Below are 26917 nucleotides of genomic sequence, written 5' to 3' on the forward strand. Positions count from 1 at the left end.
CACGCATCCAGACACAGGAGACGACCATGACCCGAGACCCCGACCCCACCGGCTTCGCGCAGATCACCGAGCTCGACGGCACGCGCCACGCCGCCATGCCGCAAGACCGCCTGCGCGCCATCCGCCGCGGCGCCGAAGCCCTGCGCGAGCGGCTGCTCGACGCGCCGCCCGTGCACTTCGCGCGCAGCTTCAACCTGCTGCGCATTCCGTACCCCGCGTGGTTCGCCTTCACCGGCGTGTACTCGCAGCAGCTGCTCAAGCCGCACATGGTGCATCTGCTGGCGCGCACCGTGCTCGTCCAGTACGACGACTTCGAAGGCCGGCTGCGCACGCTGCTCTTCACGCCGGCCGACTTCGAGGCCGGCAACGAAACGCCCTACTTCAAGCGCCTGAGCGACCAGACGCCGAAGTTCCTGCACAAGGCCATCGCGCCGGTCTACCAGACCGTGCTGCAGGCGCTCGCCAGCTGCGGCATCTCGCCGGAGCAGATCGACCACATCACCTACGACCACCTGCACACGCAGGACGTGCGCCGCTGGCTCGGCAACGCGGGTGCGCCGGGCCTGCTGCCGAACGCGAAGCTGCTGGTGCATCGCCAGGAACTCGCGAACGTGCAGGGCCTGCTGCCGGTGCAGGCCGAGTGGTACTGCCCGCACGGCCTGGACGGTGTGCCGCCCGAACGCATCGTCGCCTTCGACGGCAGCCTGCAGCTCGGCCCCGGCGTCGCGCTGGTGCACACGCCGGGGCACACCGAAGGCAACCACTCGCTGGTGTACCGCACGGGCGACGGCCTGCGCGTGAGCAGCGAGAACGGCGTGTCGGCCGACAGCTGGGCGCCGCTGCAGTCGCGCCACAACGGCATCCGCCGCTATGCGCAGGCCACGGGCGCCGAGGTGATCCTCAACGGCAACACGCAGGAGAGCAGCAACGACCAGTACCTGTCGATGGTGCTCGAGAAGACGCTCGCGGGCACCTCGGCGCTGCATGGCTTCAGCAACGTCGTGCCGTCGGCCGAGTGCTCGCCGCACTGGCTGTTTCCCGGCGCGCCCACGAGCCACCTGTGGGGCGAAACCAGCTTCGGCGCGCTCGTGCAGGCCTGACCTGCCAACACGCGCACAAAAAAGAGAAGGAGACACACCGATGAACACCGCCACCCTCGACGCCGCCGCCGGCGTGCGCACGCCGGCCTCGGCCGATGCGCGCGACGACGCCGCGCTCTTTCGCAAGATCACCTGGCGCCTGATGCCGCTGCTGTGCGCCTGCTACGTGCTGAACTACCTGGACCGCACCAACGTCGGCTACGCACAGCTGCAGATGAAAGACCAGCTGGGCTTCAGCGACGCGGTGTTCGGCCTGGGCGCGGGCATCTTCTTTCTGGGCTACGCGGTGTTCGAGATCCCGAGCAACCTGATGCTCGCGAAGATCGGCGTGCGCGCCACGCTGCTGCGCATCATGGGCCTGTGGGGCCTGGCCTCGGCGGCGATGATGTTCGCCACCACGCCCACGCAGTTCTATGTGCTGCGCTTTCTCATCGGCGTGTTCGAGGCCGGCTTCGCGCCGGGCGTGCTGTTCTACCTGACGCTGTGGTTCCCCTCGCGCCGCCGCGCGCAGGCCACCGCGCTGTTCTTCATGGCCTTCGGCGCGGCGCCCATCGTCGCGGGGCCGATCGCCGGGCTCACGATGACCTACCTCGATGGCGTGCTGGCGCTGCGCGGCTGGCAGTGGCTGTTCCTGCTCGAAGGGCTGCCGAGCGTGCTGCTGGGCGTCATCGCCTTTCGCACGCTGTCGAACAGCCCGGCGCAGGCGCCGTGGCTTTCAGCGGCCGAGAAGCAGCGCGTGGCCCACCTGCTGGCCGAGGACCAGGCCGCGCACGGCGGCGCCGGGCGCCACACCTTCGGCGCGGCGATGCGCGACGGGCGCGTGTGGCTGATCGGCTTCATGTCCTTCCTGATCATCCTGGGCATCTACGCGCTGTCGTTCTGGCAACCGACGATCCTGAAGTCGATGGGGCTCAGCGTGCTGCAGATCGGCTTCTATTCGGTGATTCCCGCCGTGGCCGGCATCGCGGCCAACATCGTCGTGGGGCGCCACTCCGACCGGCACCAGGAGCGCCGCTGGCACTTCGCGCTGGGCGCCCTCGCGGGCGCGGCTGGCCTGGCGCTGACCACGCTCTTCATGCACAGCCCCGTCGCCGCCGTGCTGTGCCTGGCACTGGCGTCGATGGGCATCTCGAGCGCCTTCACCGTGCTGTGGGCGATTCCCGGCAGCTTCATGTCGAAGAGCGCGGCGGCGGCGGGCATTGCGCTCATCAGCACCATCGGCGGCAGCGCGGGGCTGGTGGCGCCGATGATGGTGGGCGCGCTCAAGACGCTCACGGGCGGCTTCACGGCCAGCCTGTATGTGCTGAGCGGCGCGCTGGTGCTGTCGGCGCTGCTCATGCTGCTGGCCCTGCCCCGCAGCGCGCTCGGCCAGCGCTAGCGCGCACCGCCGGCGCACCGCGGCCGGCCCATTTCGGTGCACACGGCTTGCATACCAGTTGGCACGGAAGCTGCTGATATGCAGGCCTATGGCCATCTCCGCATCCGAAATCAGTGCACGCATCGTCGAAGCGGTGATGGCGCAGAAGCTCGCGCCCGGCGCGCGCCTGGGCGAGCAGCCGCTGGCGATGCTGTTCGACTGCAGCCGCACCATCGTGCGCGAGGCGCTCACGCGGCTGGCCGCGCGCGGCATCGTCACGGTGAGCGCGCGGCGCGGCTGGTTCGTCATCGAGCCCTCGCAGGACGAGGCGCGCGAGGCCTTCGAGGCGCGGCGCGTGATCGAGCTCGGGCTCATCCGCAGTACCGACAAGATCGACAAGGCCGCCCTGCGCCAGCTGAAGGCGCACCTGCAGCGTGAAAAGGCCGCACTGAAAGAGCGCGACGTCGGCCACCGCAGCTTCCTGTTGGGCGACTTCCATGTGTGCCTGGCCGAGTGCCTGGGCAACACGCTGCTGGCCGACACGTTGCGCGACTTCACCGCGCGCACCACGCTGATCGCCATGCTCTACCAGAGCACGCACGACGCGGTGCAGTCGTGCGAAGACCACGTGCGGATCGTCGCGGCGCTGGAGCGCGGCGACCACGCCGCCGCCGAGGCGCTGATGGCCGAACACATCGGCACGGTGCAGTCGGCGCTGCGCGTGCAGGCGCCCGCCGACCCGCTCGCGCAGCTGCGCGATGCGCTGGCACCGCTGAACAACACCCCCACATCGAAGCGCCGCCGCAAGGCCGCGCCCGCCGACGACGCCACCACCGATTCATCGACCTACCTAGGAGCCCTGCTATGACCTTCCCCGCATCCCGTCGCCTCGCTCTCGCGCTGGCCAGCGTCGCCCTGCTGGCCGCCACCGGCGCCGCCCAGGCGCAGAACGCACTCGACAACGTGCTCAAGGCCAAGACCATCAAGATCGCCGTGCCCACCGACTACCCGCCGTACGGCTCGGTCGACCGCAACATGCAGCCGCAGGGCCTGGACGTCGAGATGGCGCAGCTCGTCGCCGCCAAGCTCGGCGTGAAGGTCGAGCTGGTGCCGGTGACCAGCGCCAACCGCATCCCCTACCTGCAGACGCGCAAGGCCGACCTCGTGATCTCCACGCTCGGCAAGAACGTCGAGCGCGAGAAGGTGATCGACTTCAGCGCGGCCTACGCGCCCTTCTTCCAGGCCGTGTATGCGGCCAAGAGCATGAAGCTCACCAGCTTCGCCGACATGGCCGGCAAGACCGTCGCCGTGACGCGCGGCGCCATGGAAGACCAGGAACTGAACAAGGTGGCGCCGCCGAACGTCGACTACCGCCGCTTCGAGGACAACAACGCGACGATCGCCGCCTTCGTGGCCGGCCAGACGCAGACCCTCGCCACCAGCGCGGCGGTGGCCGGCGACATGCTCGCGAAGAACCCGAAGGTGAGCGCCGAGTACAAGCTGCTGCTGAAAGACAGCCCCTGCTTCATCGGCATCGCCAAGGGCGAGACCGCATTGAAGACCCGGGTCAACGAGATCATTGCCGCCGCCAAGAAGGACGGCACGCTCGACGCGATGTCCAAGAAGTGGCTCGGCAAGGCCGCCGGCGACCTGCCGGTCTGAGCGAAGGGCGCGGCCATGGGCATTGAATTCGACTTCGGCGCGGTGCTCGCCGAATGGCCGCTGCTGCTGCGCGGCGTGGCATGGACGCTGGGCCTCACGGCCGTGGGCACCGTGCTCGGGCTGGCCGTGGGCACGCTGTGCGCGTGGGCCCGCTCGGGCGGGCCGGCGTGGCTGCGCGCGCTCGTGGGCGCGTACGTGGAGCTGATCCGCAACACGCCCTTCATCGTGCAGCTGTTCTTCATCTTCTTCGGACTGCCGGCCGCGGGCGTGAAGCTCTCGCCCGAGGTGGCGTCGGTGATCGCGATGGTGATGAACCTGGGCGCGTACTCCACCGAGATCATCCGCGCCGGCATCGAGGCCACGCCCAAGGGTCAGATCGAAGCCGCTGTGAGCCTGGCGCTCAGCAAGGCGCAGGTGTTCCTGCGCGTGGTGCTGCCGCCGGCGCTCAAGAAGGTGTGGCCCGCGATGGTGAGCCAGATCGTCATCGTGATGCTGGGCTCGGCGGTGTGCGGGCAGATCTCGACCGAGGAGCTGAGCTATGCGGCCAACCTGATCCAGAGCCGCAACTTCCGCGCCTTCGAATCCTTCATCGTCGCCACGCTCATCTACCTGGCGCTGGCCGTGGCGCTGCGCCGCCTGCTCCAGTGGGCCGGGCCGCGCTTCTTCTTCGGCCGCTGAACGCGAGGCCCTTGCACCATGGTCGATTTTTCTCTGTGGGACATCCTGCGCAACCTGTTGATGGCGCTGCGTTGGACCGTCGTGCTCTCGCTCATCGCCTTCGTCGGCGGCGGGCTCGTGGGGGCGCTGCTGCTGTTCGCGCGGCTGCGCGGCGGCAAGGCGGCGCAGCGGGCCGTGGGCCTGTACGTGCAGCTGTTCCAGGGCACGCCGCTGCTGATGCAGCTGTTTCTCGCCTACTTCGGCATCGCGCTGTTCGGCATCGACGTGTCGGCGTGGACCGCCGCGAGCGTGGCGCTCACGCTGTACACCAGCGCCTTTCTCACCGAGATCTGGCGCGGCTGCGTGGCCTCGATCCCCAAGGGCCAGTGGGAGGCCTCGGGCAGCCTGGCGCTGAGCTTCGGCGAGCAGATGCGCCACGTCATCCTGCCGCAGGCCGTGAAGATCGCCATCGCACCCACGGTCGGTTTCCTGGTGCAAGTGATCAAGGGCACGGCGCTGGCGTCGGTGATCGGCTTTGTCGAACTCACCAAGGCCGGCAGCATGATTTCGAACGCCACCTTCCAGCCCTTCGTGGTGTTCAGCTGCGTGGCCCTGCTTTACTTCGTGCTGTGCTTCCCCGTGAGCCTGTACGCCAAGACCCTCGAGAGGAAGACCCATGGCCGCCGTGCTTGAACAAACCCAACCCGAAGCCGCACCGTTCGCGGCGCCCATCGTGCGCATCACGGCGCTGCGCAAGTCCTACGGCACGAACGAGGTGCTCAAGGGCATCGACCTGGACGTGAAGCGCGGCGAGGTGATCGCCATCATCGGCAAGAGCGGCTCGGGCAAGAGCACGCTGCTGCGCTGCATCAACGGGCTCGAGGTGTTCCAGGAAGGTGCGCTCACGGTCGACGGCAAGCCGCTCCTGCATGAGAGCGCGATGGCCATGCGCACGCTGCGCCAGCGCGTGGGCATGATCTTCCAGGGCTTCAACCTGTTCCCGCACCTCACGGTCGGCAAGAACGTGATGCTCGCGCCCACGCTGGTGAAGAAGCGTTCGTCGATGGAAGCCGCTTCGCAGGCGCGCAAGCTGCTCGAGCGCGTGGGCCTGGCCGAGAAGTTCGATGCGATGCCCGAGCAGCTGTCGGGCGGCCAGCAGCAGCGCGTGGCCATTGCCCGCGCGCTCGCGATGGAACCGGCGGTGCTGCTGTGCGACGAGATCACCTCGGCGCTCGACCCCGAGCTGGTGGGCGAGGTGCTGCGCGTGGTGGAGTCACTGGCCGACGAAGGCATGACGCTGTTGATGGTCACGCACGAGATGAGCTTTGCGCGCAAGGTCAGCGACCGCGTGATCTTCATGCACCAGGGCCGCGTGCACGAGATGGGGCCGCCGGCGGAACTGTTCGGCGCGCCGCAGACGCCGGAGCTGAAGCAGTTCCTGTCGTCGCTGCACGACTGACCGCGCGCGCGGCGGCAACAACAGCCGCAGCTACAGGTGCTGCGATTCGTCGATGCCCAGCCGCAGCCCCGCGGCCAGCGGTGGCACCAGCCGCCCGCCGCGCCGCTCGACCTCTTCGCCCGCCTTCAGCAGCTGCTGCACCTGCTGGAAGAGTTCGTCGCCGGCCGCGGTCAGCTGCACGCCCTGCTGGCTGCGCGCGAACAGCGCGTGCCCGAGGATGCCTTCGAGCTCCCTCACGCGGGCCGTGATGGCCGGCTGGCTGACAAAGAGGTGGCGGGCCGCCGCGTTGACGGAGCCCAATGTCGCGGCCCAGTGAAAGGCCTCCAGTTGCCGGAAGGTGATGCGCAACACCGCAGCCACCTTTCAGCCGGGGGCTGTCGTGGACGTGCAGGGGTACACCGCGGCCTGTTCGCTCTTCTGCTTCATGTCTGCCTTCTTTCAAAGCAATTCAATCGCATCGAATGGCGAGAAGGCCACGCAACGGGGAATTCTAATTGCGTGAATTCCCATGACTACGGACGCAAACCACGGATCCAATCCAATTCAACAGAGGTGATTCCTTCTCATCAAATCCTTGAATTAACCGACTCCCAGGCTTGTAAGGCATCGCCGGGAGTGAATTGAGAATTTAGTGCAATCACAGTTCCTGTTAAAGAGAATTTTTTTGATATAGAACTTTGGTGGTAGGTGCAATTCGACCGAAAGCCACGGGAATCGGTGGGCCTTGCGGGCCTGGCCGGGGCCGCGCGTCAATGCGCCGTCAATGCGCGCTCCCGCCAGGCCCCCAGGCCTTCCGGCCCGAAGCGCTCGGCGATGCGGTGCAGCCAGATGGTGAAGTGCGCCGGGGCCCGCGCCAGTTCGCGGTGCAACTCGGGCAAGGCCAGCCACCGCCACTCGCGCACCTCGCCGGGGTCGGGTTGCGGCAGGTCGTGCGCGATGCCGACGAACACGTGGTCGTACTCGTGCTCGACCAGCTCCGCGGACACCGCCTCCCGGTAGAGAAAGGCCGTCACCGGCTGCAGCGCACACCGCAGGCCCAGCTCTTCCTGCAGCCGCCGCAGGGCGGCCGCGCCGGTGTCCTCGCCGGGGCGGGGATGCCCGCAGCAGCTGTTGCTCCACAGGCCGGGCGAGTGGTACTTGCCCAGCGCGCGCTGCTGCAGCAGCACCCGGCCTTGCGTGTCGAACAGGAAGATCGAGAACGCCCGGTGCAGGATGCCCTCGCGGTGGGCACTCATCTTTTCGACCGCGTGCAGCGGCCGGTCTTCGGCGTCGACGGCGATGAGGAATTCGTCCATGAGCTGCTCCAGAAGTGAGGGCCCGGAGCCTCGCGGCCCTGCGATTTCCGTGGCCTGGCGGCTTCAAAAAAACCGGCTCGCTTCTTTAGCACGTATTTTTTGCCAGACCGCAATAAGAAATTCAAATTAGTTCGAACTTATTACATCGAAGAAGAATATAAAAAATGGAATAAACACAAATAATTACATAGATAACAAAAATATCGAATCCGATTCACAAATGAGCCAAAATCGCCCCACAGGTATTTCTTGCGCATTTCGAACCGTGGTTCCTGGTTCGCCCCCGTTGCCTGGTCAAAGGCGCGCCATCGGCAACGCGTGATCGCCGCCGCGTTCCCGCGCGCCCCGGGCCGGGTTAACCTCGCCCTCCATGGCCCGCCTTCGCACCGCATCGATCATTCGCCCGCTCTCGCGAGAGCGGGTGAGCTAGCGCACGGTTCGAAACCACGCCATGCAACCCGCCCCAGGAGGCGGGTTTTTCTTGTCCGTCTCCCGAGGTTTGTTCCCCCACCCGCAGGAGACCGAATGACACCGACACCCCCCACATCTCCCCCGCCCGTGCTGCACATGGTCTGCGGCAAGATCGGCGCCGGAAAATCCACGCTGACCCGGCGCCTGGCGCAGGCGCCCGCCACCGTGTGCATCAGCGAGGACACCTGGCTCGCCGCGCTCTACCCCGGCGAGATCCACGCGCTGCCCGACTACGTGCGCGCCGCCGGCCGGCTCAAGCAGGCGATGGGCGAGCACATCTGCGCACTGCTGGGCGCCGGCGTGTCGGTGGTGCTCGACTTTCCGGCCAACACCGTGAGCACCCGCGCCTGGGCGCGCGGCCTCTTCGAGCAGGCCGGCGCGGCACATCAGCTGCACTTTCTCGACGTGCCGAACGCGGTCTGCAAGGCGCGGCTGCGGGCGCGCAACGCGTCGGGCGAGCACCCTTTCGAGACCTCCGACGCGCAGTTCGACCTGATCACCCGCCACTTCGTGCCGCCCACGGCCGAGGAAGGCTTCCACGTGATCCGCCACGATCGGTAAGCTGCGCGCCGATGCACATCGAACCCGCCCTTTCCACCGAAGCGCCCGCCGTCGCGGCCGTGTTGACCGAAGCCGCGCAATGGCTCGCCGAGGGCGGACGCCCGCTCTGGAGCGCCGCCGACACCGGCCTCGAACGCATCCAGCGCGACACCGACGCCGGCCGCTACGTGGTGGCCAAGGAGAACGGCGGCTGGGCCGGCGTGATGCGCCTCGATCTGGAAGACCCGTCGTTCTGGCCCGAGATCGCGCCCGGCAGCGCGCTGTTCGTCCACAAGCTGGCCGTGCGCCGCGCCTGGGCGGGCCGGGGCGTGTCGCGCGCGCTGCTGGGCCATGCGCGCGACCACACCCGCGCGCTCGGGCGCCCCTGGCTGCGGCTGGACTGCGTGGCCGACCGCGCCGCGCTGCGCACGCTGTACGAAGACTTCGGCTTCGCGCTGCACAGCTGCATCGACCTGCGCGGCGGGACGTTTGCGCGCTACGAACTGCGCGTCGACGGCTGACCGTCCGACACGCCGACGCGCCCCTTGGGCGCTGGCGGGAACATCGTGGCCTGTGGCAAGCTCGCAAGCTCCATGACCGACCGAATCCCGCCCTCTCATTTCCGCCGTCGGGTGCTGCGCGCGCTGCTGGGCGCCGCCGCCCTGCCCGCGCCGTTCGCGGCGCTGGCCGGCTTCAACTTCTTCACCAACGAATACACCGCCACGCGCGAGGAGCTGCAGTCGCAGATCGCCAAGCGCTTTCCGGTGGCCGAGCGCTATGCCGAGATCTTCATGGTCGGGCTGCGCGACCCGCAACTGGGCCTGGACGGGCGCGCCAACCGCGCCGCCATCACGGCCACGCTGACCATCGCCAGCCCGCTGCTGGCGGCCTCGCCGGTGCAGGGGGTGGTGTCGGTGAGCAGCGCGCTGCGCTACGACGCGGCGGCACGCGCGCTGCGGCTCGATCAGCCCAAGGCCGAGCGCCTCGAGCTGCAGGGCGTGGAAGGCCGCGACGCCGAGCGCCTGCAGAAGGTCGGCGCGGTGGTCGCGCAGGAACTGCTGCAGGGCCAGATCCTGCGCAGCTTCACGGCCGACGAGCTCACGGTCGGGCGCAAGACCTACGAGGTGGGCGACATCACGGTGCAAGACAACGGCATCAAAGTGCAACTCAAATGAAACAACGTGCCGCCCTTCTTGTCCTGATCGCCGCTGCGCTCGTCGGCGCCGGCTGCGCCGCCATCGCCCCGAAGGCGAAACAGCACTTCGACCTGCAGGCCCACCGCGGCGGACGCGGCCTGGCGCCCGAGAACACGCTGACCGCGTTCTCCAACGCGATGGCGCTGGGCGTGACCACGCTCGAACTCGACATCGGGCTCACGGCCGACGGCGTGGTGGTGGTGTCGCACGACACGGCGCTCAACGCCGACCACACGCGCGACGCGCGCGGCGCCTGGCTCACGGCCAAGCCCGCCCCGTCGGTGCGCTCGCTCACGCTGGCGCAGCTGCAGACCTACGACGTGGGCCGCCTCAACCCCGAGAGCAATTACGGCAAGCAGTTCGCGCTGCAACAACCGCGCGACGGCGAGCGCATTCCCACGCTGGCCGCGCTGTTCGCGCAGGTGCAGGCGCGCGGTGCCGATGCCGCGCGGGTGCACTTCAACATCGAGACCAAGATCGACCCGACCAAGCCCGACGAGACCGCCGCGCCCGAGCCCATGGTGCGCGCGCTGCTGGCCGAGATCGACAAGGCGAAGATGGCCGACCGCGTGACCATCCAGAGCTTCGACTGGCGCACGCTCGCGCTGGTCGGCCAGCTCGCGCCGCAGCTGTCGCGCGCCTACCTCACCACGCCCCGCACGCTGAAGGACAGCCGCTGGACCGCCGGCCTTGGCGCCGCCGGCTTCGCCTCGGTGCCGCAGCTGGTGAAGGCCGCGGCCGGTGCATCGACCGGGCCGCTGATCTGGTCGCCGGCGCACGCCGACCTGGGCGCCCCCGCGATCCGCGAAGCGCAGAAGCTCGGCATGAAGGTCGTGCCCTGGACCGTGAACCAGCGCGCCGACATGGTGCGGCTCATGGACGCGGGCGCCGATGGCCTGATCACCGACTACCCCGACGTGCTGCGCGACCTGATGCGCGAACGCGGGCTGGCACTGCCACCACCAGCGAAGGCCACCTCATGAGCACCGTGACGCAACTCGACACCATCGCCTCGGGCATCGCCGCGCTGCAAGGCGGTGGCGGCTCGGTCGCCACGCTGTCCACGGCCGCGCGCGCCAGCACCGAGCTGCTCGGCGCCCTGCCGCCGCGCTACGGCGAAGTGCTGCTGAACCTGCTGGACCGCCTCGAATCGAGCGCGCTCTTCAGCGAGGAAAGCTGCTCGTTCAGCCAGAAAGACCTGCTCGACAACCTGCAGGTGTGGGTCGACAAGGCCCGCGGCCAGCTGGTGTCTTGAGGCGCTGACGCCCCGCCCCGGTTTATCATCGCGCCCACCCATGCGCACCCTGCTGCTCGCCCTCATGATCGCCCTGCTGCCCATCCGCGGCTGGCTCGGCGACGCCATGGCGCTCGAGATGGTGCGGCATTCGCTGCCCGCCGCCGAAGCGGTGGTGGCCGCCGCAGCAGGCATCGCCGAGTCGCATTGCCACGAAGCGGCAGAGGCTGACAGCGGCCACGACATGGCGGCCATGCACGACAACAGCAGCGATTCGCAGCAGTCCCACGGCACCGACCACGCGAACTGCGGCACCTGTGTCGCCTGCCAGGTCTGCCACACGGTGGCGCTCGGCGGCATGCCGCTGGTCGACACCCCGCATGCGGCGCCCCAGGCGCCGCCGGCCGCGCACGCGGCCCGCTTTGCCAGCGCCGAGCCCGTCCTGGGCTTCAAGCCGCCCATTTCCTGATCTTCCTGCCCGTAGTCCGTCCGCAGTGAGCCCTTCCCGGCTCGCAGCGTTCGCCGTATTGCCCATGGAGATCGCTCGTGAATTCCCTTGCTCGCCGGCCGTATGCCGGCATCCCCCGCTATCGAACAGATAACCCGCCCCTCGGGCGAAAAAGTCACTTTTCATTCCTCAGAACCGCCACCGCGCTGACCGCTGCGTTGGTGCTCGCCGGCTGCGCCAGCCTGTCGCCCGACGGCGGCGCCGGCGACGTGCAGGCGCTGGTCGACGGCAACCCGCTCATGGCGGGCGCCGCAGCCCAGCGCAAGCCGGACGACGCCTCGCAGCAAAGCGTCGACGCGTTGCTGGCCAAACCGCTGGACGCCGAGGCCGCCGTGCGCATCGCGCTCGTCAACAGCCCGCGCGTGCAGGAGGCCTTTGCCACGCTGCAACTGAGCGACGCCGACCGCGTGCAGGCCGCGAGCCTGCCGAACCCGGTGCTGTCCTTCAGTCGGCTGGCGCAGGGCAGCGAGCGCGAGTTCGAGCGCATGCTGACTTTCAACGTGGTGGGCCTGCTCACGCTGCCGTGGCAGGCGCGCTGGGCCGGCCAGCGGCACGAAGCGGCCAAGCTGCAGGCCGCGCAAAGCGTGCTGCTGCTGGCCGCCGACACCCGCCGCGCCTGGGTGCGCGCGGTGGCCGCACAGCAGAGCGTGAGCTACCTGCGCGATGCGAAGGAAGCGACCGAAGCCGGTGCCGAACTGGCGCACCGCATGGCCCAGGTCGGCAACTGGAGCGCGCTGCAGCGCACGCGCGAACAGCTGCTGCTGGCCGACGCGTCCGCGCAGCTCGCACGCGCCGAACAGGCGGCCGTCGCCAGCCGCGAACAGCTCACGCGCCTGCTGGGCCTGAGCGGCGCGCGCACCGGCTACACCCTGCCCGACCGCCTGCCGCCGCTGCCGAAGGCCGCGCCCGAACTCGGCGACGTGCAGGCCCTGGCGCTGCGCGACCGGCTCGACGTGCGCTCGGCGCGGGCGCAGAACACGGCCGTGGCCGGCTCGCTCGGCCTGACGCACGCCACAAGCGTGATCAACGCGATGGAACTGGGCGTGGTGCGCAACACCACCTTCGAGAACGATGCCGATCGCTCGAAATCGACCACGCGCGGCTTCGAGCTCGAGCTGCCGATTCCGATCTTCGACTGGGGCCAGGCCCGCAGCGGCCGCGCCGAGGCGCAGTACCTGCAGTCGGCCGCGCGCGTGCGCGACGTGGGCGTGCTCGCCGCCAGCGAGGCGCGCGAAGCCTGGCAGGGCTGGAACACCGCCTACGCCCTGGCGCGTCGCTACCGCGACGAGGTGCTGCCGCTGCGCAAGCAGGTCAACGAGGAGATGGTGCTGCGCTACAACGGCATGCTCGCCAGCGTGTGGGAGCTGCTCGGCGAAACGCGCGCCAGCATGCTCGCCGTGAACGCCGGCATGGAAGCCCAGCGCGACTTCTGGCTGGCCGACACCGATCTTCAACTGGTGCTCACGGGCAGCTCGCCCGGCGGCATGACGGCCCTGCAGACCGCGGCCACCAACGAACCTGCGGCGGGAGGCCACTGACATGAACCGTCGCAACTTTTTTGCGGGCGCCGCCACCGCCGTCGCCGCCTCCACCGTGAGCCGCGTGAGCATGGCTGCGCTGCCCGAGCCGGTGACACAGGCATCGACCGCCACCGCACCACCGCTCGTGCCGCCCAACGGCCGCCCCTACAACCCCGTCGTCACGCTCAACGGCTGGACGCTGCCCTGGCGCATGAACGCCGGCGTCAAGGAATTCCACCTCGTCGCCGAACCCGTCGTGCGCGAGATGGCGCCCGGCTTCAAGGTCAACATGTGGGGCTACAACGGCCAGTCGCCCGGCCCGACCATCGAGGTGGTCGAGGGGGATCGCGTGCGCATCTTCGTGACCAACAAGCTGCCCGAGCACACCACCGTGCACTGGCACGGCCAGCGCCTGCCCAACGGCATGGACGGCGTGGGCGGCATCACGCAGCCGCACATTCCGCCGGGCAAGACCTTCGTCTACGAGTTCACGGCGCGGCGCCCCGGCACCTTCATGTACCACCCGCATGCCGACGAGATGGTGCAGATGGCGATGGGGATGATGGGCTTCTGGGTCACGCACCCGAAGGCGGAGCATCCGCTGATCGAGAAGGTCGACCGCGACTTCTGCTTCCTGCTCGGCAGCTTCGACGTGGAGCCCGGCAGCGCCACGCCCAAGGTCAACACCATGACCGACTTCAACATCTGGAGCTTCAACAGCCGCGTGTTCCCGGCCATCGACACGCTCAACGTGCGCAAAGGCGACCGCGTGCGCATCCGCGCGGGCAACCTCACGATGACCAACCACCCGATCCACATCCACGGCCACGAGTTCGAGGTCACGGGCACCGACGGCGGCCCCGTGCCGCGCACCGCGCGCTGGCCCGAGGTGTCGGTCGACGTGGCGGTGGGCCAGATGCGGCAGATGGAGTTCATCGCCGACGAGGAAGGCGACTGGGCGCTGCACTGCCACAAGGCGCACCACACGATGGGACCGATGGGCCACGACGTGCCGACCATGATCGGCGTGGACCACAAGGGCGTGGCCGAAAAAATCAAGAAGCTCGTGCCCGACTACATGGTGATGGGCGACAAGGGCATGGCCGACATGGGCGAGATGGAAATGCCCATTCCCGAGAACACCGTGCCCATGATGACCGGCACCGGCCCCTTCGGTTCGGCCGAGATGGGCGGCATGTTCACGCTGCTGAAGGTGCGGCGCGACCAGAAGCCGGGCGACTACCGCGACCCGGGCTGGTTCAAGCACCCGGCCGGCACGGTCGCGCGCGAGGTGTCGGCCAGCGGTGCGCCGGTGGCGCCGCGCAAGACCGGCGCCGCGCCCGCGAGCCCCGACAGCGGCAGCGCCACCGTGCGCAAGCCCTCGGGCCATGGAGCCCACAACCACTGATCGCATCGATCCAACTTTTTTGAGATTCCATTCATGAACACCCGTTTCTCCACCCTCGTCGCCGGCCTCGCACTGGCGGCCGTCGCCACCTTCGCCACGGCCCACGAAAACCACGCGCCCGAAGCCGGCAAGGCCGCTGCCGCATCGCTCGCGCCCGAGCAGAAAGCCTGGGGCATCGCCGGCAAGGCCAGCGCCGTGAAGCGCACCATCGACATCGCGATGGCCGACGACATGACCTTCACGCCCTCGGTCCTGGAGGTGCGCGAAGGCGACACCATCCGCCTGCGGCTGAAGAACCGCGGCAAGGACCTGCACGAGCTCGTGCTTGGCACCACCGCCGTCATCGAGGACCATGCCGCCATGATGAAGAAGCACCCCGGCATGGAGCACGACGAGCCCTGGATGGCGCATGTGCAGCCCGGCAAGACCGGCGAACTGATCTGGACCTTCAACCGCGCCGGCGACTTCGACTTCGCCTGCCTCGTGAAGGACCACTACGAACTCGGCATGGCCGGCCGCGTGCGCGTGCGGGCCGCTGCCGCGCCCGCACGATGACCCACTGAAAGGAAACCCACCATGCAACGACGAACCCTCCTGAAACTCGCCGCCGCCACCGCGTCCCTGCCGCTCGCCGCGCAGGCCGCCGCGCCGATGGTCGAGATCTGGAAAGACCCGAACTGCGGCTGCTGCCAGGACTGGGTCAAGCACCTCAACAAGAACGGCTTTGCCACGCGCGTGCACGACGAGGGCAACGGCCCGGCGCGCGAGCGGCTCGGCATTCCGGCCAAGCTGGGTTCGTGCCACACCGGCCGCGTCGGCGGCTATGCCATCGAAGGCCACGTGCCGGCGCGCGAGATGCAGCGCCTGCTGAAGGAAAAGCCCAAGGCCATCGGCCTGGCCGTGCCCGGCATGCCCATCGGCTCGCCCGGCATGGACGGCCCGGCCTACGGCGACCAGCGCGACGCCTACGACGTGCTGCTGGTGCTGGCCGACGGCAGCACGCGTGTCTTCCAGAGCTACCGCTGAGCCCCTCTTCACCCTTCATCCCATCCAAACCAGGAAGGAACCCCGACCATGAAAACAGTCCTCACCGCCCTCTCCACCCTCGTGCTCGCTGCCGCGGCGTTCGCGCAGGCCGCACTGCCCCAGGTCGACGGCGAAGTCCGCAAGGTCGACACCGACGCCAAGAAGATCACCCTGCGCCACGGCGACATCCCGAACCTCGAGATGACCGGCATGACCATGGTGTTCCGCGTGAGCGACCCGGCGCTGCTCGCCAAGGTGAAGGCCGGCGACAAGGTGAAGTTCACGGTCGACAAGGTCGACGGCGCACTCACCGTGCTGTCGATCACGCCGGCGAACTGAACCTCAGGACCTGAAGCGCCCCGGATCGAAGGGCGCCAGCGGTATCTCCGGCGCAACGCCCGCCAGCAGTTGCGCCGCCAGCCGCCCGGTTCGCGCCGAGCCGCACAGGCCGACGTGGCCATGCCCGAAGGCCAGCACGATGTCGGCGCTGGCCGCCGACGGGCCGATGCACGGCAGGCCGTCGGGCAGGCTCGGGCGGTGACCGAGCCAGTGCGCCACCGAAGGCGCACCGGGCCCGGGCGGTGCCAGCGACGGGAACATCGATTGCAGATGCGCGTGCAGGATCTCGGCGCGGCGCCAGTCGGGCGCCGCTTCGAGGCCCGCGATCTCCACCTGGCCCGCCGCGCGCAGGCCGCCGTCCATCCAGTGCGCGATGAGTTTGCCGTCGGCCACCATGGTCGGCGTGCGCGGGCCGGCCGTGGCGCCTTCGAGCACCACGTGGTAGCCGCGCTCGGACTCCAGCGGCACCGCCGAGCCTGCCGCCGCGGCCAGCGGGCCCGAGCGCGCGCCGGCGCAGATGGCGGCGCCGTCGCAGGCGATCTCGCCGGCCTCGGTGCGCACGGCGCGCAGCCGGCCGCCCTCGATGCGAAAGCCGGTGGCCCGGGCGGCGACGCGTTCGGCGCCCGCAGCGAGCGAATGGTGCGCCAGGGCCGCCACGTAGGCGCCCGGACTGCGGCAGTGGCCGGCTTCGGGCACGAAGATGCCGAGCGTGTAGCGCGCGGCCAGATCGGGCTCGCGGCGGCGCAGCTCGTCCGCCGGCCATTCTTCCCACTGGACACCGGCGCGCCGACGCACGCGCCAGCCCAGCGCGTCGCCGTCGAACTCGGCGCGCGAACGGTAGGCATGCAGCAGCCCGCGCCGCTCGATGAGCTGCGGCACGCCGGCCTCGGCGGCCAGTTGTGCATGCAGCGCGGGCGCATCAACCAGCAGCGTGCGCAATGCGTCGGCGGTGCGCTGCACGCGCGCCTCGGTCCAGCCCGAGGCCAGGTAGCGCAACAGCCACGGCAGCGCGCGCGGCAGGTGGCGCCAGCGCAACGCCAGCGGCCCGAGCGGGTCGGCCAGCCAGCCCGGCACCTTGCGCCAGGCCCCCGGCAGCGCGGGCGGCACCACGGAGTGCGACGACAGCCAGCCGGCGTTGCCGTAGCTCGTGGCCTGCGGGCCACCCGGCTCGCCGGGCTCCACCAGCGTCACGCGCAGGCCCGCGCGCAAGGCCTCGATGGCGGTGGCGCAGCCCACCGCGCCCGCGCCGATCACCACCACGTGGCGGCTGCCGCCCTCGGGGGAGAAACTTCTTGCAACTGTCATTGTGGGGATCGTAAAGGTCGCGGTCCCATAATCGGCCGCCATGTCCGCTGCGTCTTCTTCCCCCTCTTCTCGCGCCGGTGCCATCACCGACGTCGCCGGCATCGAAGTCGGCCATTTTTCCGACACCCGCCGCCCCACCGGCTGCACCGTGATCATTGCGCGCGACGGCGCCGTGGCCGGTGTCGATGTGCGCGGCGCCGCGCCCGGCACGCGCGAGACCGACCTGCTCTCGCCCGGCAACCTCGTGCAGGAAGTGCACGCCGTCATGCTCGCGGGCGGCAGCGCCTGGGGCCTGGCCGCCGCCGAGGGCGCGATGCGCTGGCTCGAAGAGCGCGGCGTCGGCATGGACGTGCGCTTCGGCACCCTGCCCATCGTGCCGGCCGCCGTGCTGTTCGACCTGCCGATGGGCGACGCGCGCATCCGCCCCGACGCGGCCGCGGGCTACGCCGCCTGCGAAGCCGCCTCGACCGATGCGCCCGCCGAAGGCAACGTGGGCGCGGGCACCGGCGCACTGGTGGGCAAGCTCTTCGGCGTGCACCGCGCGATGAAGGGCGGCATCGGCACCGCCTCGGTCACCGTGGGCGGCGTCACGGTCGGCGCACTCATCGCGGTGAATTCGCTGGGCGACGTGATCGACCCCGACACCGCCCTGCCCGTGGCCGGCGCGCGCACCGAGGACGGCAGCGCCCTGCTCGACACGCGCCGCGCGCTGCTGCGCGGCGACCTGCCCAAGCCGCTGCTGGCGGGCACCAACACCACCATCGGCGTGATCGCCACCGACGCGGTGCTGACCAAGGTGCAGGCCAACCGGCTCGCCATGGTGGCGCACGACGGCCTGGCGCGCGCCATCAACCCGGTGCACACCATGAGCGACGGCGACACGCTGTTCGCACTGGCCACCGGCCGCGTGCCGCTGGAAGGCGATGCGCCCGGCATGACCGTGCTGAGCACCATGGCCGCCGAAGCCACCGCCATCGCCACCGTGCGCGCGGTGCGCGCCGCGCGCGCGGTGACCGTGGGCGAGCTGCACATTCCCTGCGCCGCCGACCTGGCCGCACCGCGCGGCTGACCCGCGCACCGCACGACGAGGCACCCCATGGCGTTTCCCCGCACCCTGAAGCTGATCCTGCTGTCGATCCGCGACCTGATCGCCTCGGCCGGCCCGATCGTGTTCATCGTCATCGGCCTGCTGATTGCGGCCTACTGGTGGTTGCAGCCGCAGCCGCCCAAGCACGTGACGCTGGCCACCGGCCCCACGGGCAGCGCCTATGCGCAGTTCGGCAAGCGCTACGCCGACGCCCTGAAGCACAGCGGCATCACCGTGGAGCTCAAGGCCACCTCGGGCTCGACCGAGAACCTGCAGCTGCTGCGCACCGGCGGCGCCGACGTGGCCTTCGTGCGCGGCGGCAGCGCCGACCCGGTGGCCGACGAAGAGGCTGGCCTGCGCTCGCTGGGCGCGCTGTTCTTCGAGCCGATCTGGCTCTTCTACCGCACCGACACCGCCCAGAAGATCGACCGCAAGACCGGCACGCTGACCTCGCTCACGCAGCTGCGCGGCCTGCGTGTGAACGTCGACCTGCCCGGCAGCGGGCTGCCCGAGATCATGGAGCGGCTGCTCAAGGCCAACCGGCTCGGGCCCGACGACCTGCTGCTGTCGAACCTCGAGCAGGCCGCCGCGGCCGAGGCGCTGCAGGCCGGGCTGCTCGATGCCATCGTGCTGTTCTCGGCGCCGCAGTCGCCGCAGGTGCAGCGGCTGCTGCGCGCGAGCGACATCCAGCTCATGGACTTCGGCCAGGCCGAGGCCTACACGCGGCGCTTTCCGTTCCTCTCGGCCGTGACACTGCCGCGCGGCGTGGTCGACCTGTCGAAAGACCTGCCGCTGCACGACGTGTCGCTGCTCGCGGCCACCACCTCGCTGCTGTCGCGCGACGAAACCCACCCGGCCCTGCGCCAGCTGTTCGCGCAGGCCGCGCAGACCGTGCACAGCGACGCCGGCTGGTTCAACCGCGCGCGCGACTTCCCCAACACCCGCACCAGCGAACTGCCCGTGAGCCCCGAGGGCGACCGCGCGATCAACGGCACGCCGCCCTTCTGGCAGCGCTACCTGCCGTTCTGGGCCAGCAACCTCGTCGAGCGCATGTGGCTCGTGCTGGGCGGTGTACTCGTGCTGATGCTGCCGCTGAGCCGCGTGATCCCGCCGCTGTACCAGTTCCGCGTGCGCCGCCGCGTGTTCCGCTGGTACGCACGGCTGCGCGACATCGAGGCCAAGGTGGACGGGCGCCAGAGCCAGGCCGAGCGCGACAAGCTGCTGGAAGAACTCGACGACCTCGACCGCGTGGTCAACAAGGTGGCCGTGCCGCTGTCGTACGCCGACGAGCTCTATGCGCTGCGCAACAACATCTACGCGGTGCGCAAGCGGGCCCTCGCGGGCTCGGCGGGCGCAGCAGCCACCGCCGCGCCGGTCCGCGCGGCCACCTGACGAAGGTCCGGGCGCACGCTTGCTGTCCACGCTGATCGATTTCGCCGACCCGCGCACCGACGGGACGACCCGGCTGCGCGCCGCTTTCGGCACGCCCGTGCGCGTGCTGGTCGCCCATGCGCCGCACGAGGTGCGCCCCGTGCTGGAGGCGGTCGAGGCGCTGGCCCGCGAAGGCCGATGGTGCGTCGGCCACCTGCGCTACGAGGCCGCCGCGGCCTTCGACCCGGCGTTCGAGGTGCATGCACCCGACGGGCCGCTGGCCTGGTTCGGCGTGCATGACGAGGCATTGCCGTGGCCCGACGCGCCGGCGCCCGCCGTGGCGCCCGTCGCGTGGTCGGCCGAGCTGTCGCGCGAGGCTTTCGACTGCAATATGGCCGCGATCCACCGCGCCATCGCCGACGGCGTGCTGTACCAGCTCAACTACACGGCGCCGCTGCACGCCACTTTCGACGGCGACGCGCAGGCCTGGTTCCATGCGCTGCGGCAGGCGCAGCCCAACGGCTACGGCGCCTTCATCGACACCGGCGACGAGCAGGTGCTGTCGGTGTCGCCCGAGCTGTTCTTCGACCGCGACGGCGACCGCATCCTCGTGCGCCCCATGAAGGGCACCGCGCCGCGCGGCGCCACGCCCGCCGAGGACGCGGCCCACGCGCTGCGGCTGCGCACCGTGCCCAAGGAGCGCGCCGAGAACGTGATGATCGTGGACCTGATCCGCAACGACCTCTCGCGCGTGGCCCAGCCCTTCTCGGTGCGCGTGCCGCGCCTCTTCCACACCGAGGCGCTGCCCACCGTGTGGCAGATGACCTCCGACGTGGAAGCCCGGCTGCGCGAAGGCACGACGCTGGCCGACCTGTTCGCGGCGCTGTTCCCCTGCGGCTCCATCACGGGTGCGCCGAAGGTGAGCGCCATGCGCATGATCCGCGCGCTGGAGCCCGACGCGCGCGGCGTGTACTGCGGCGCCGTGGGCGTGGTGCGACCCGGCGGGCACGCGACCTTCAACGTGCCGATCCGCACCGTCACGCTGCGCGGCAACGCCGCACGCTGCGGCATCGGCAGCGGCATCACGGCCGATGCGCAGGCGGATGCGGAGTGGGACGAGTGGCGGCACAAGCGCGCCTTTCTCGGCGCGGCGGTATCTTCGCAACCATGACCTCCTTCGAGCTGCTCGAAACCCTGGCGCTGACCGATGGCGCACTGCGCGATGGGCCCGCGCACCTCGCCCGCATGCGCAACGCGGCGGCGCACTTCGGCTATCCGTGGCACGAAGCACAAGTGACGGCCTGCCTGGACCAGTTGCGCACCACGCATGCCGCAGGCACATGGCGCGTGCGCCTGCTGCTCGACGCACAAGGCCAACCGCGCGCCGAAGCCTTCGCCATGGACGCCCCGCCGCCGCGCGTGCGCCTGCAGCTGGCCGCGCGCGCTTTCGACGCGGCCGACAGCGAGTTCTCGCGCTTCAAGACCACGCGCCGTGCGCACTACGAGGCGTTCACACCGACCACCCCCGGCGTGTTCGACACGCTGCTGTGGAACCGCGATGGCGAGATCACCGAATGCACGCGCGGCAACATCGCGCTGCGGCTCGACGGCCGCTGGGTCACGCCGCCGCTGCATTGCGGGCTGCTCGACGGCATCGGCCGCGCGCGCCGGCTGCGCGACGGCCAACTGGCCGAAGCGGTCGTGCGCGTGGACGACCTGCCGCGCATCGAAGCGCTGGCCTTCGTCAACAGCCTGCGCGGCTGGCTCGACGCGGACCTTGTCGACGACAACGCCCCCCTGAACGACAAAGCGCGCGGCCCCTTGCGGAACCGCGCGCTCTTGGAACGACGCTAAGGCTTCTTCACCAGAAACACCGAGGAACCGGCTTTGCCGGGCCTCTGGTGTTGCCCCCGGTAGGGGGTTGGCGTAGCGACACGAAGTGCGCGAAGCCTGGGGGCGAGCCTTATTTCAAGGCCTTGTAGCGCATGCGCTTCGGCTTGGCGCCTTCTTCGCCCAGGCGCTTCTTCTTGTCGGCTTCGTACTCCTGGTAGTTGCCGTCGAAGAAGGTCCACTGGCTGTCGCCTTCGGCCGCGAGGATGTGCGTGGCGATGCGGTCGAGGAACCAGCGGTCGTGGCTGATGACCATCACGGTGCCGGCGAACTCGAGCAGGGCGTCTTCCAGCGCGCGCAGGGTTTCCACGTCCAGGTCGTTCGACGGTTCGTCCAGCAGCAGCACGTTGCCGCCCGCGATCAGCGTCTTGGCCAGGTGCAGGCGGCCGCGTTCGCCGCCCGACAGCGTGCCGACCTTCTTCTGCTGGTCGGCGCCGTTGAAGTTGAAGCGGCCCGCGTACGCGCGGCTGGCCATCTGGAACTTGCCGACGTTGATGATGTCCAGGCCGTTCGAGATGTCTTCCCACACGGTCTTGTCGGACGCCAGTTCGTCGCGGTGCTGGTCGACGAAGGCCATCTTCACGGTCTGGCCGATGACGACCTCGCCCGTGTCCGGCTTTTCCTTGCCCGCGAGCAGCTTGAACAGCGTCGACTTGCCGGCGCCGTTCGGGCCGATGATGCCGACGATCGCGCCCGGCGGCACGGTGAAGCTCAGGTTGTCGATCAGCATGCGGTCGCCGAAGGACTTGCTGACGCCGTGGAATTCGAACACCTGCTGGCCCAGTCGCTCGGCCACAGGAATGAAGATTTCCTGCGTTTCGTTGCGCTTCTGGTATTCCATGTCGCTCAGCTCTTCGAAGCGGGCCAGGCGCGACTTGCTCTTGGCCTGGCGTGCCTTCGGGTTCTGGCGCGACCACTCGAGTTCCTTCTTCAGGGCCTTGGCGTGGGCTTCTTCGCTCTTTTGCTCCTGCGCCAGGCGTTCGCCCTTCTGCTCGAGCCAGGTGCTGTAGTTGCCCTTCCAGGGAATGCCGCGACCGCGGTCCATTTCCAGGATCCACTCGGCGGCGTTGTCCAGGAAGTAGCGATCGTGGGTGATGGCCACCACGGTGCCCGTGAAGCGCTGCAGGAACACTTCGAGCCACTCGACCGATTCGGCGTCCAGGTGGTTGGTCGGTTCGTCGAGCAGCAGCATGTCGGGCTTGGACAGCAGCAGGCGGCACAGCGCCACGCGGCGCTTTTCACCACCCGACAGCAGGCCGATCTTGGCGTCCCACGGCGGCAGGCGCAGCGCGTCGGCGGCAATTTCGAGCTGGTGCTCGGAATCGGTGCCGGCGGTGGCGATGATGGCTTCAAGCTGGGCCTGCTCGGCCGCCAGCGCGTCGAAGTCGGCGTCTTCGGCACCGTAGGCGATGTAGACCTCTTCGAGGCGGGCCTTGGCCGCGAACACCGCGCCCATGGACTCTTCGACCGATTCGCGCACCGTGTGCTCGGCGTTGAGCTTGGGTTCCTGCTCCAGATAGCCGATCGTCATCCCCGGCATGGGCAGGGCCTCGCCCTCGAATTCCTTGTCCACACCCGCCATGATCTTGAGCAGCGTGGACTTGCCCGAGCCGTTCAGGCCGAGCACACCGATCTTGGCGCCGGGGAAGAAAGAGAGCGAAATGTCCTTCAAGAGCTGCCGCTTGGGCGGCACGGTCTTGCTGACGCGGTTCATCGAATAGACGTATTGAGCCATCTGTGAATGATTACCTTGGGTAGCTTGGGATTTGCGTAAAAGCACGGTCGTCCGGACAGTGATCCGGGCGCGGCGAACCCATGATTATCGACTCATGCGACAATAGTCCTCGTTGCCGGGTCCAGTTGCCCGCAAACCGGCTCTCTGCCGGGGACGAAGAAAACCCCAAATCACCGCGGGTCTTCCGGCTCCCACCCCTGACCTTCATCTGCCTTGACTGGCTCGGCGTCACCCCAAAACGACGCCTGGCGGGCCGATGCCACTGCGCCGTGTATGGCGCTTGTTGTTTCCACAATGAATTTTGACGAACTGAAGCTGGCTCCCGCCATCTTGAAGGCTGTGCACGAGCACGGCTACGACACCCCCACCCCCATCCAGGCGCAAGCCATTCCCGTGGTCCTCGACGGCCACGACCTGCTGGGCGGCGCCCAGACCGGCACCGGCAAGACCGCGGCCTTCACCCTGCCGATGCTGCACAAGCTCACCATGAGCCGCAGCGCCACCAACAAGTTCGGCGGCATCGGCATCCGTGCCCTCGTGCTGACCCCCACGCGCGAACTCGCGGCCCAGGTCGAAGAGTCGGTGCGCACCTACGGCAAATACCTGCAGCTCGACTCCACCGTGATCTTCGGCGGCGTGGGCATGAACCCGCAGATCAGCAAGCTCAAGAAGGGCGTCGACATCCTCGTGGCCACCCCCGGCCGCCTGCTCGACCTGCAGCAGCAGGGCATGCTCGACCTGAGCCAGGTCCAGATGCTGATCCTGGACGAAGCCGACCGCATGCTGGACATGGGCTTCATCCACGACGTGAAGAAGATCCTGGCCCTGGTGCCCAAGGAAAAGCAGAGCCTGCTGTTCTCGGCCACCTTCAGCGACGAGATCCGCGACCTCGCCGGTTCGCTGCTCAAGAACCCGCAGAGCATCCAGGTCACGCCGCGCAACACCACGGTGCAGCGCATCACGCAGGTGATCCACCCCGTGGGCCGCGGCAAGAAGAAGGCGCTGCTCGCGCACATCATCAACGAGAACAAGTGGAGCCAGGTGCTCGTGTTCACGCGCACCAAGTTCGGCGCCAACAGCGTGGCCGAGTTCCTCACCAAAAACGGCATCGAGGCGATGGCGCTGCACGGCAACAAGAGCCAGAGCGCCCGCACGCAGGCACTGGCCGGCTTCAAGAGCGGCGACATCCGCGCCCTGGTGGCCACCGACATCGCGGCGCGCGGCATCGACATCGACGAGCTGCCGCACGTCGTGAACTACGAGATCCCGAACGTCAGCGAAGACTACGTGCACCGCATCGGCCGCACCGGCCGCGCCGGTTCGAGCGGCGAGGCCGTGAGCTTCGTGTGCCTGGACGAAGAAGGCTTCATGCAGGAAATCGAACGCTTCACGAAGCAGACGATCCCGGTGCAGAAGGTCGAGGGCTTCGGTCCTGAAGAAGGCGAACGCGCCGAGCCGATCGCCATGGGTCGCCAGACGATCTGGGGCGGCGCCGGCCGTCCGCCGAGCCGCGAAGTCATGCAGGCAGCCGCCAAGGCCGCCCGCACCGAGATGATGTCGCGCATCCGCGAGAACAAGGCCGGCCAGGGTGGCGGCAACGGCGGTGGTGGCGGCGGCAATGGCGGCGGTCAACGCCGTGGTGGCGGCCAGGGCGGCGGTCAAGCCCGCAATGCCAACGGTGGCGGCCAAGGCCAGGGCCAGGGCCCGCGTGGCCAGGGCGCAGCCCGTCCCGCACAGGGCCGCGGCCCGCAGCAAGGCCAGCCGCGCGCACCGCAGCAGCCCCATCACCACGCCCCGCACGAAGAGCGCCAACCGCGCCATCACGGCAACAGCCACAGCCCGACGCAGGCCAACCAGGTCGCACACCTGCGCGCCGAAGCCGTTGCAGGCGGCGGCGCCGGCCAGCCGGACCCGCTGCGCACGAGCGTCGACCACATGGGTGGTCGCGGTCGCGGCGGCCGTCCGGGCGGCGGTGGCGGCTACGGCGGCAACCGGTCGGGTGGCGGTGGCCGCTCGGGTGGTGGCGGTGGCTACGGCGGCGGCGGTGGTGGCCGCTCCGGCGGCGGCGGTGGCCGTTCGTTCGGTCGCTGACAAGACACCGCGGGTGGCACGCCACCCGGAAATTGGAAAAGGGCACCTCGGTGCCCTTTTCTTTTGAGCTCCCGCAGGAGCAGCCGTCAGCGCGGCGGCGCCGCCTGCATCCGGGCCACGGGAGCCGGCGCGCCTGCGCAGGCCACGGCCAGACCAAGGCTGTGCAGCAGCGTGCGCCGATGCGCCGCGGCTGCGTTCACTGTTCGACTGCAGTGATCTTCTTGATGCCTTCTGAAGGCGGCTTGGCTGCGGCCTCCCGAAGCTGCAGGGCGTAGCCGTAGTCAGTCAGATAGACGTAGGTGTCGGTCCGTTCGAGCGAATCGGGCTGCATGCGGCACTCCAGGCGCCTGGCGTCGCCACTCAGGACAGGATGAAGCTCGGCAGCCGCGCTCACGCCGACGACCTTGCAGACCGTCGTGTAGTCGTAGGTCACTCCGCCGATCATGCTGAACAAGCTCAGTTTCTTCGTCTCGTAGCGCAACTCCGAGCCCACGGCCATACGTTGCCAGTCGCCCGTCAACGTGAGATCGGTCATGGCCTGGCTGATCGTGTCAGAGCCAGGAAGAAAGTTGACGAAGCTGCTCAAGTCGACCAGGCCCAGGAATGAAGCGGTCTGCGACCGCGTGCCGTCCGCGGGGCCTGTGCCGGTCTTCGTCCGGGTTCGGAACATGGAAGCTGTCGCGTCCGGCGCAATCTGGAGCTCGTTGCGGGTCGGCGTCGTCTTCCCGTCGCGGGTCCATGTGCCTTCGAGCACGACGCGCTTCAGGCGCTTGGGCGCCGGTGGAAGCCCCAGCTGGGAAACAGCCTTCATCACCGCCGGGCTCGGCGGCGTCAGGCCTGCGGGATCAGGCAGCGCCTTGGCGCGAGAAGTGAAGGCAGGCAACACCTGCCCTGCCGAAGCACCGCTGCAGGCCGCCTTGAAGAGCGCCTTGTAGTCCGCATTCGTGTCGCCGCCGACCGTGTACGACTTCGCCCTGTCACCTTCAACCCGGCCGTCCGTAACGCGGCCGCGCTCGTCGATGTCGAAGCCACTCACCTGGGCATAGGATTGCGATTGGCACGCGAGCCTGAAGCGCTCGCGCTTCTGGCCAAAGGGTGCCCGGTAAGGCAGGTCGAAGTCCATGCGCGGATAGTCGAACGCGCCCCAGAAGAGCAAGGCGCCCTCGGAGGTCTCGACGCTCGCGATGTCGATGAGTGTGAATGTGCCGTCTGCGCCGCGTTGCACCTCGCGCCAATCGGGCGGGGTCGCGCGGCATGCGCGTTCGACCGCCGGCTGCGCTTTCAGGGCCAATGCCTGGCGCTCGTCCAGTTCCTTGCGCACGCCATACCGCCGGCCGGTCACCGGATAGCTGCGGCCGGTGCGCAGATCGGAGTAGAGCAACCACGCCTGGGGCGCATTGCACGCGACAGTGAAGTTGCGCGTCTCGGGCCCATCTTCCAGGGCAAAGGACACATGGTCCTCGACGCGCAGCAGGCTGTGTTCGACAAGGCTGCCGCCGAAGGACATCGACGGATGGCTCCTGGACGCGCAGCCCGCAACGAGCAGCGCCGCCACGGCGCAGATGGTGAGATGGATGAGCTTCATGCATTCCGCGCTGGGCGGCTCCCCGGTTTCGTTGTTGTTTCTTGCGGCCGGCCTCGCCATCGAGTGACATGGACGACATGG

The 26917-nt window shown here is 69.2% G+C and carries 28 protein-coding genes; 23 read left to right on the plus strand and 5 right to left on the minus strand.

What is annotated here, in order from left to right; translation table 11 throughout:
• Positions 1-26 precede the first annotated feature (26 nt).
• The 7 genes from AC57B8_RS05845 to AC57B8_RS05875 all read left to right on the plus strand — a co-directional run bounded on the left by AC57B8_RS05845 (position 27) and on the right by AC57B8_RS05875 (position 6235).
• The gene (locus AC57B8_RS05845; RefSeq protein WP_496478945.1) at positions 27-1100 is read left to right on the plus strand and encodes an MBL fold metallo-hydrolase; all 1074 of its coding nucleotides are present in this window, start codon (positions 27-29) and stop codon (positions 1098-1100) included.
• Positions 1101-1140: 40 nt separating this feature from the next.
• Positions 1141-2478 carry an MFS transporter gene (locus AC57B8_RS05850; RefSeq protein ID WP_496478946.1) on the plus strand — a complete coding sequence of 446 codons (1338 nt, stop codon included), beginning with the start codon at positions 1141-1143 and terminating at the stop codon, positions 2476-2478.
• An 88-nt stretch (positions 2479-2566) separates the two neighbouring features.
• Complete coding sequence (locus tag AC57B8_RS05855) at positions 2567-3325, plus strand: GntR family transcriptional regulator (RefSeq protein ID WP_496478947.1); 759 nt, start codon at positions 2567-2569, stop codon at positions 3323-3325.
• Positions 3322-4119 (plus strand): transporter substrate-binding domain-containing protein, encoded by a 798-nt coding sequence (locus AC57B8_RS05860; RefSeq protein ID WP_487848245.1) that lies wholly within the window; start codon positions 3322-3324, stop codon positions 4117-4119. Before AC57B8_RS05855 ends, AC57B8_RS05860 begins: the two co-directional genes overlap by 4 nt.
• Before the next feature lie 15 nt (positions 4120-4134).
• The gene (locus AC57B8_RS05865; RefSeq protein ID WP_062475944.1) at positions 4135-4797 is read left to right on the plus strand and encodes an amino acid ABC transporter permease; all 663 of its coding nucleotides are present in this window, start codon (positions 4135-4137) and stop codon (positions 4795-4797) included.
• A gap of 18 nt (positions 4798-4815) precedes the next feature.
• Positions 4816-5469 (plus strand): amino acid ABC transporter permease, encoded by a 654-nt coding sequence (locus tag AC57B8_RS05870; protein ID WP_354343738.1) that lies wholly within the window; start codon positions 4816-4818, stop codon positions 5467-5469.
• The gene (locus AC57B8_RS05875; protein ID WP_492736627.1) at positions 5453-6235 is read left to right on the plus strand and encodes an ATP-binding cassette domain-containing protein; all 783 of its coding nucleotides are present in this window, start codon (positions 5453-5455) and stop codon (positions 6233-6235) included. Before AC57B8_RS05870 ends, AC57B8_RS05875 begins: the two co-directional genes overlap by 17 nt.
• A 30-nt stretch (positions 6236-6265) precedes the next feature.
• On the opposite strand, the gene AC57B8_RS05880 is transcribed toward AC57B8_RS05875, so the two are convergent.
• Both AC57B8_RS05880 and idi read right to left on the minus strand, forming a co-directional pair.
• Complete coding sequence (locus tag AC57B8_RS05880; RefSeq protein ID WP_159275929.1) at positions 6266-6586, minus strand: LysR family transcriptional regulator; 321 nt, start codon at positions 6584-6586, stop codon at positions 6266-6268.
• Between the two features lie 398 nt (positions 6587-6984).
• Positions 6985-7530 (minus strand): isopentenyl-diphosphate Delta-isomerase, encoded by a 546-nt coding sequence (gene idi / locus AC57B8_RS05885; RefSeq protein WP_496478948.1) that lies wholly within the window; start codon positions 7528-7530, stop codon positions 6985-6987.
• 525 nt (positions 7531-8055) lie between these two features.
• Here idi and AC57B8_RS05890 point away from each other — a divergent pair.
• From AC57B8_RS05890 to AC57B8_RS05940, 11 genes are all read left to right on the plus strand, one after another.
• Complete coding sequence (locus AC57B8_RS05890; RefSeq protein WP_496478949.1) at positions 8056-8562, plus strand: P-loop nucleotide/nucleoside kinase family protein; 507 nt, start codon at positions 8056-8058, stop codon at positions 8560-8562.
• Positions 8563-8573: 11 nt separating this feature from the next.
• Positions 8574-9062: a GNAT family N-acetyltransferase gene (locus AC57B8_RS05895; RefSeq protein ID WP_496478950.1), complete on the plus strand. Its 489-nt coding sequence runs from the start codon at positions 8574-8576 to the stop codon at positions 9060-9062.
• 72 nt (positions 9063-9134) lie between these two features.
• Entirely contained in the window at positions 9135-9716 is a 582-nt protein-coding gene (locus AC57B8_RS05900) for a YceB family lipoprotein (RefSeq protein ID WP_062475964.1), read from the plus strand.
• A complete protein-coding gene (locus tag AC57B8_RS05905) occupies positions 9713-10720 on the plus strand; it encodes a glycerophosphodiester phosphodiesterase (protein ID WP_496478951.1) in 1008 nt (335 codons plus the stop codon). Before AC57B8_RS05900 ends, AC57B8_RS05905 begins: the two co-directional genes overlap by 4 nt.
• A complete protein-coding gene (locus tag AC57B8_RS05910) occupies positions 10717-10992 on the plus strand; it encodes a hypothetical protein (protein ID WP_070062497.1) in 276 nt (91 codons plus the stop codon). Before AC57B8_RS05905 ends, AC57B8_RS05910 begins: the two co-directional genes overlap by 4 nt.
• 40 nt (positions 10993-11032) lie before the next feature.
• Complete coding sequence (locus tag AC57B8_RS05915) at positions 11033-11440, plus strand: hypothetical protein (RefSeq protein ID WP_496478952.1); 408 nt, start codon at positions 11033-11035, stop codon at positions 11438-11440.
• A gap of 200 nt (positions 11441-11640) precedes the next feature.
• Positions 11641-13017, plus strand: coding sequence for a TolC family protein (locus tag AC57B8_RS05920; RefSeq protein ID WP_496478953.1), 1377 nt, complete (start codon positions 11641-11643; stop codon positions 13015-13017).
• Position 13018: 1 nt separating this feature from the next.
• Positions 13019-14407 carry a multicopper oxidase family protein gene (locus AC57B8_RS05925; RefSeq protein ID WP_496478954.1) on the plus strand — a complete coding sequence of 463 codons (1389 nt, stop codon included), beginning with the start codon at positions 13019-13021 and terminating at the stop codon, positions 14405-14407.
• A gap of 33 nt (positions 14408-14440) precedes the next feature.
• Complete coding sequence (locus tag AC57B8_RS05930; protein ID WP_447746246.1) at positions 14441-14962, plus strand: cupredoxin domain-containing protein; 522 nt, start codon at positions 14441-14443, stop codon at positions 14960-14962.
• A 21-nt stretch (positions 14963-14983) separates the two neighbouring features.
• On the plus strand, positions 14984-15433 hold the full coding sequence (locus AC57B8_RS05935; protein WP_492680591.1) for a DUF411 domain-containing protein: 450 nt from the start codon (positions 14984-14986) through the stop codon (positions 15431-15433).
• A gap of 48 nt (positions 15434-15481) precedes the next feature.
• Positions 15482-15772 (plus strand): copper-binding protein, encoded by a 291-nt coding sequence (locus tag AC57B8_RS05940; RefSeq protein ID WP_492727974.1) that lies wholly within the window; start codon positions 15482-15484, stop codon positions 15770-15772.
• A 3-nt stretch (positions 15773-15775) separates the two neighbouring features.
• Here the strand turns inward: AC57B8_RS05940 and AC57B8_RS05945 are convergent, their stop codons facing one another.
• Complete coding sequence (locus AC57B8_RS05945) at positions 15776-17077, minus strand: NAD(P)/FAD-dependent oxidoreductase (protein WP_496478955.1); 1302 nt, start codon at positions 17075-17077, stop codon at positions 15776-15778.
• 40 nt (positions 17078-17117) lie between these two features.
• On the opposite strand from AC57B8_RS05945, the gene AC57B8_RS05950 reads away from it, so the two are divergent.
• From AC57B8_RS05950 to AC57B8_RS05965, 4 genes are read left to right on the plus strand one after another with little or no spacing between them, the layout of a single operon-like run.
• A complete protein-coding gene (locus tag AC57B8_RS05950; RefSeq protein ID WP_369646264.1) occupies positions 17118-18146 on the plus strand; it encodes a P1 family peptidase in 1029 nt (342 codons plus the stop codon).
• Positions 18147-18173: 27 nt separating this feature from the next.
• Positions 18174-19556 (plus strand): TAXI family TRAP transporter solute-binding subunit, encoded by a 1383-nt coding sequence (locus AC57B8_RS05955; protein ID WP_495260395.1) that lies wholly within the window; start codon positions 18174-18176, stop codon positions 19554-19556.
• Positions 19557-19575: 19 nt separating this feature from the next.
• Positions 19576-20706, plus strand: coding sequence for an aminodeoxychorismate synthase component I (gene pabB / locus AC57B8_RS05960; RefSeq protein ID WP_496478956.1), 1131 nt, complete (start codon positions 19576-19578; stop codon positions 20704-20706).
• Complete coding sequence (locus AC57B8_RS05965; RefSeq protein ID WP_496478957.1) at positions 20703-21389, plus strand: aminotransferase class IV; 687 nt, start codon at positions 20703-20705, stop codon at positions 21387-21389. Before pabB ends, AC57B8_RS05965 begins: the two co-directional genes overlap by 4 nt.
• Before the next feature lie 109 nt (positions 21390-21498).
• Here AC57B8_RS05965 and ettA read toward each other — a convergent pair whose 3' ends face one another.
• The gene (gene ettA, locus AC57B8_RS05970; RefSeq protein ID WP_062475998.1) at positions 21499-23160 is read right to left on the minus strand and encodes an energy-dependent translational throttle protein EttA; all 1662 of its coding nucleotides are present in this window, start codon (positions 23158-23160) and stop codon (positions 21499-21501) included.
• Between the two features lie 294 nt (positions 23161-23454).
• Between ettA and AC57B8_RS05975 the strand changes: the two genes are divergently transcribed.
• On the plus strand, positions 23455-25251 hold the full coding sequence (locus AC57B8_RS05975) for a DEAD/DEAH box helicase (RefSeq protein ID WP_495271739.1): 1797 nt from the start codon (positions 23455-23457) through the stop codon (positions 25249-25251).
• A 196-nt stretch (positions 25252-25447) separates the two neighbouring features.
• Here the strand turns inward: AC57B8_RS05975 and AC57B8_RS05980 are convergent, their stop codons facing one another.
• Entirely contained in the window at positions 25448-26836 is a 1389-nt protein-coding gene (locus AC57B8_RS05980; protein ID WP_495265879.1) for a hypothetical protein, read from the minus strand.
• Between the last annotated feature and the right edge of the window lie 81 nt (positions 26837-26917).

It is taken from the genome of Variovorax sp. BGA-UO-ETr-C22 (genome assembly GCF_059567965.1).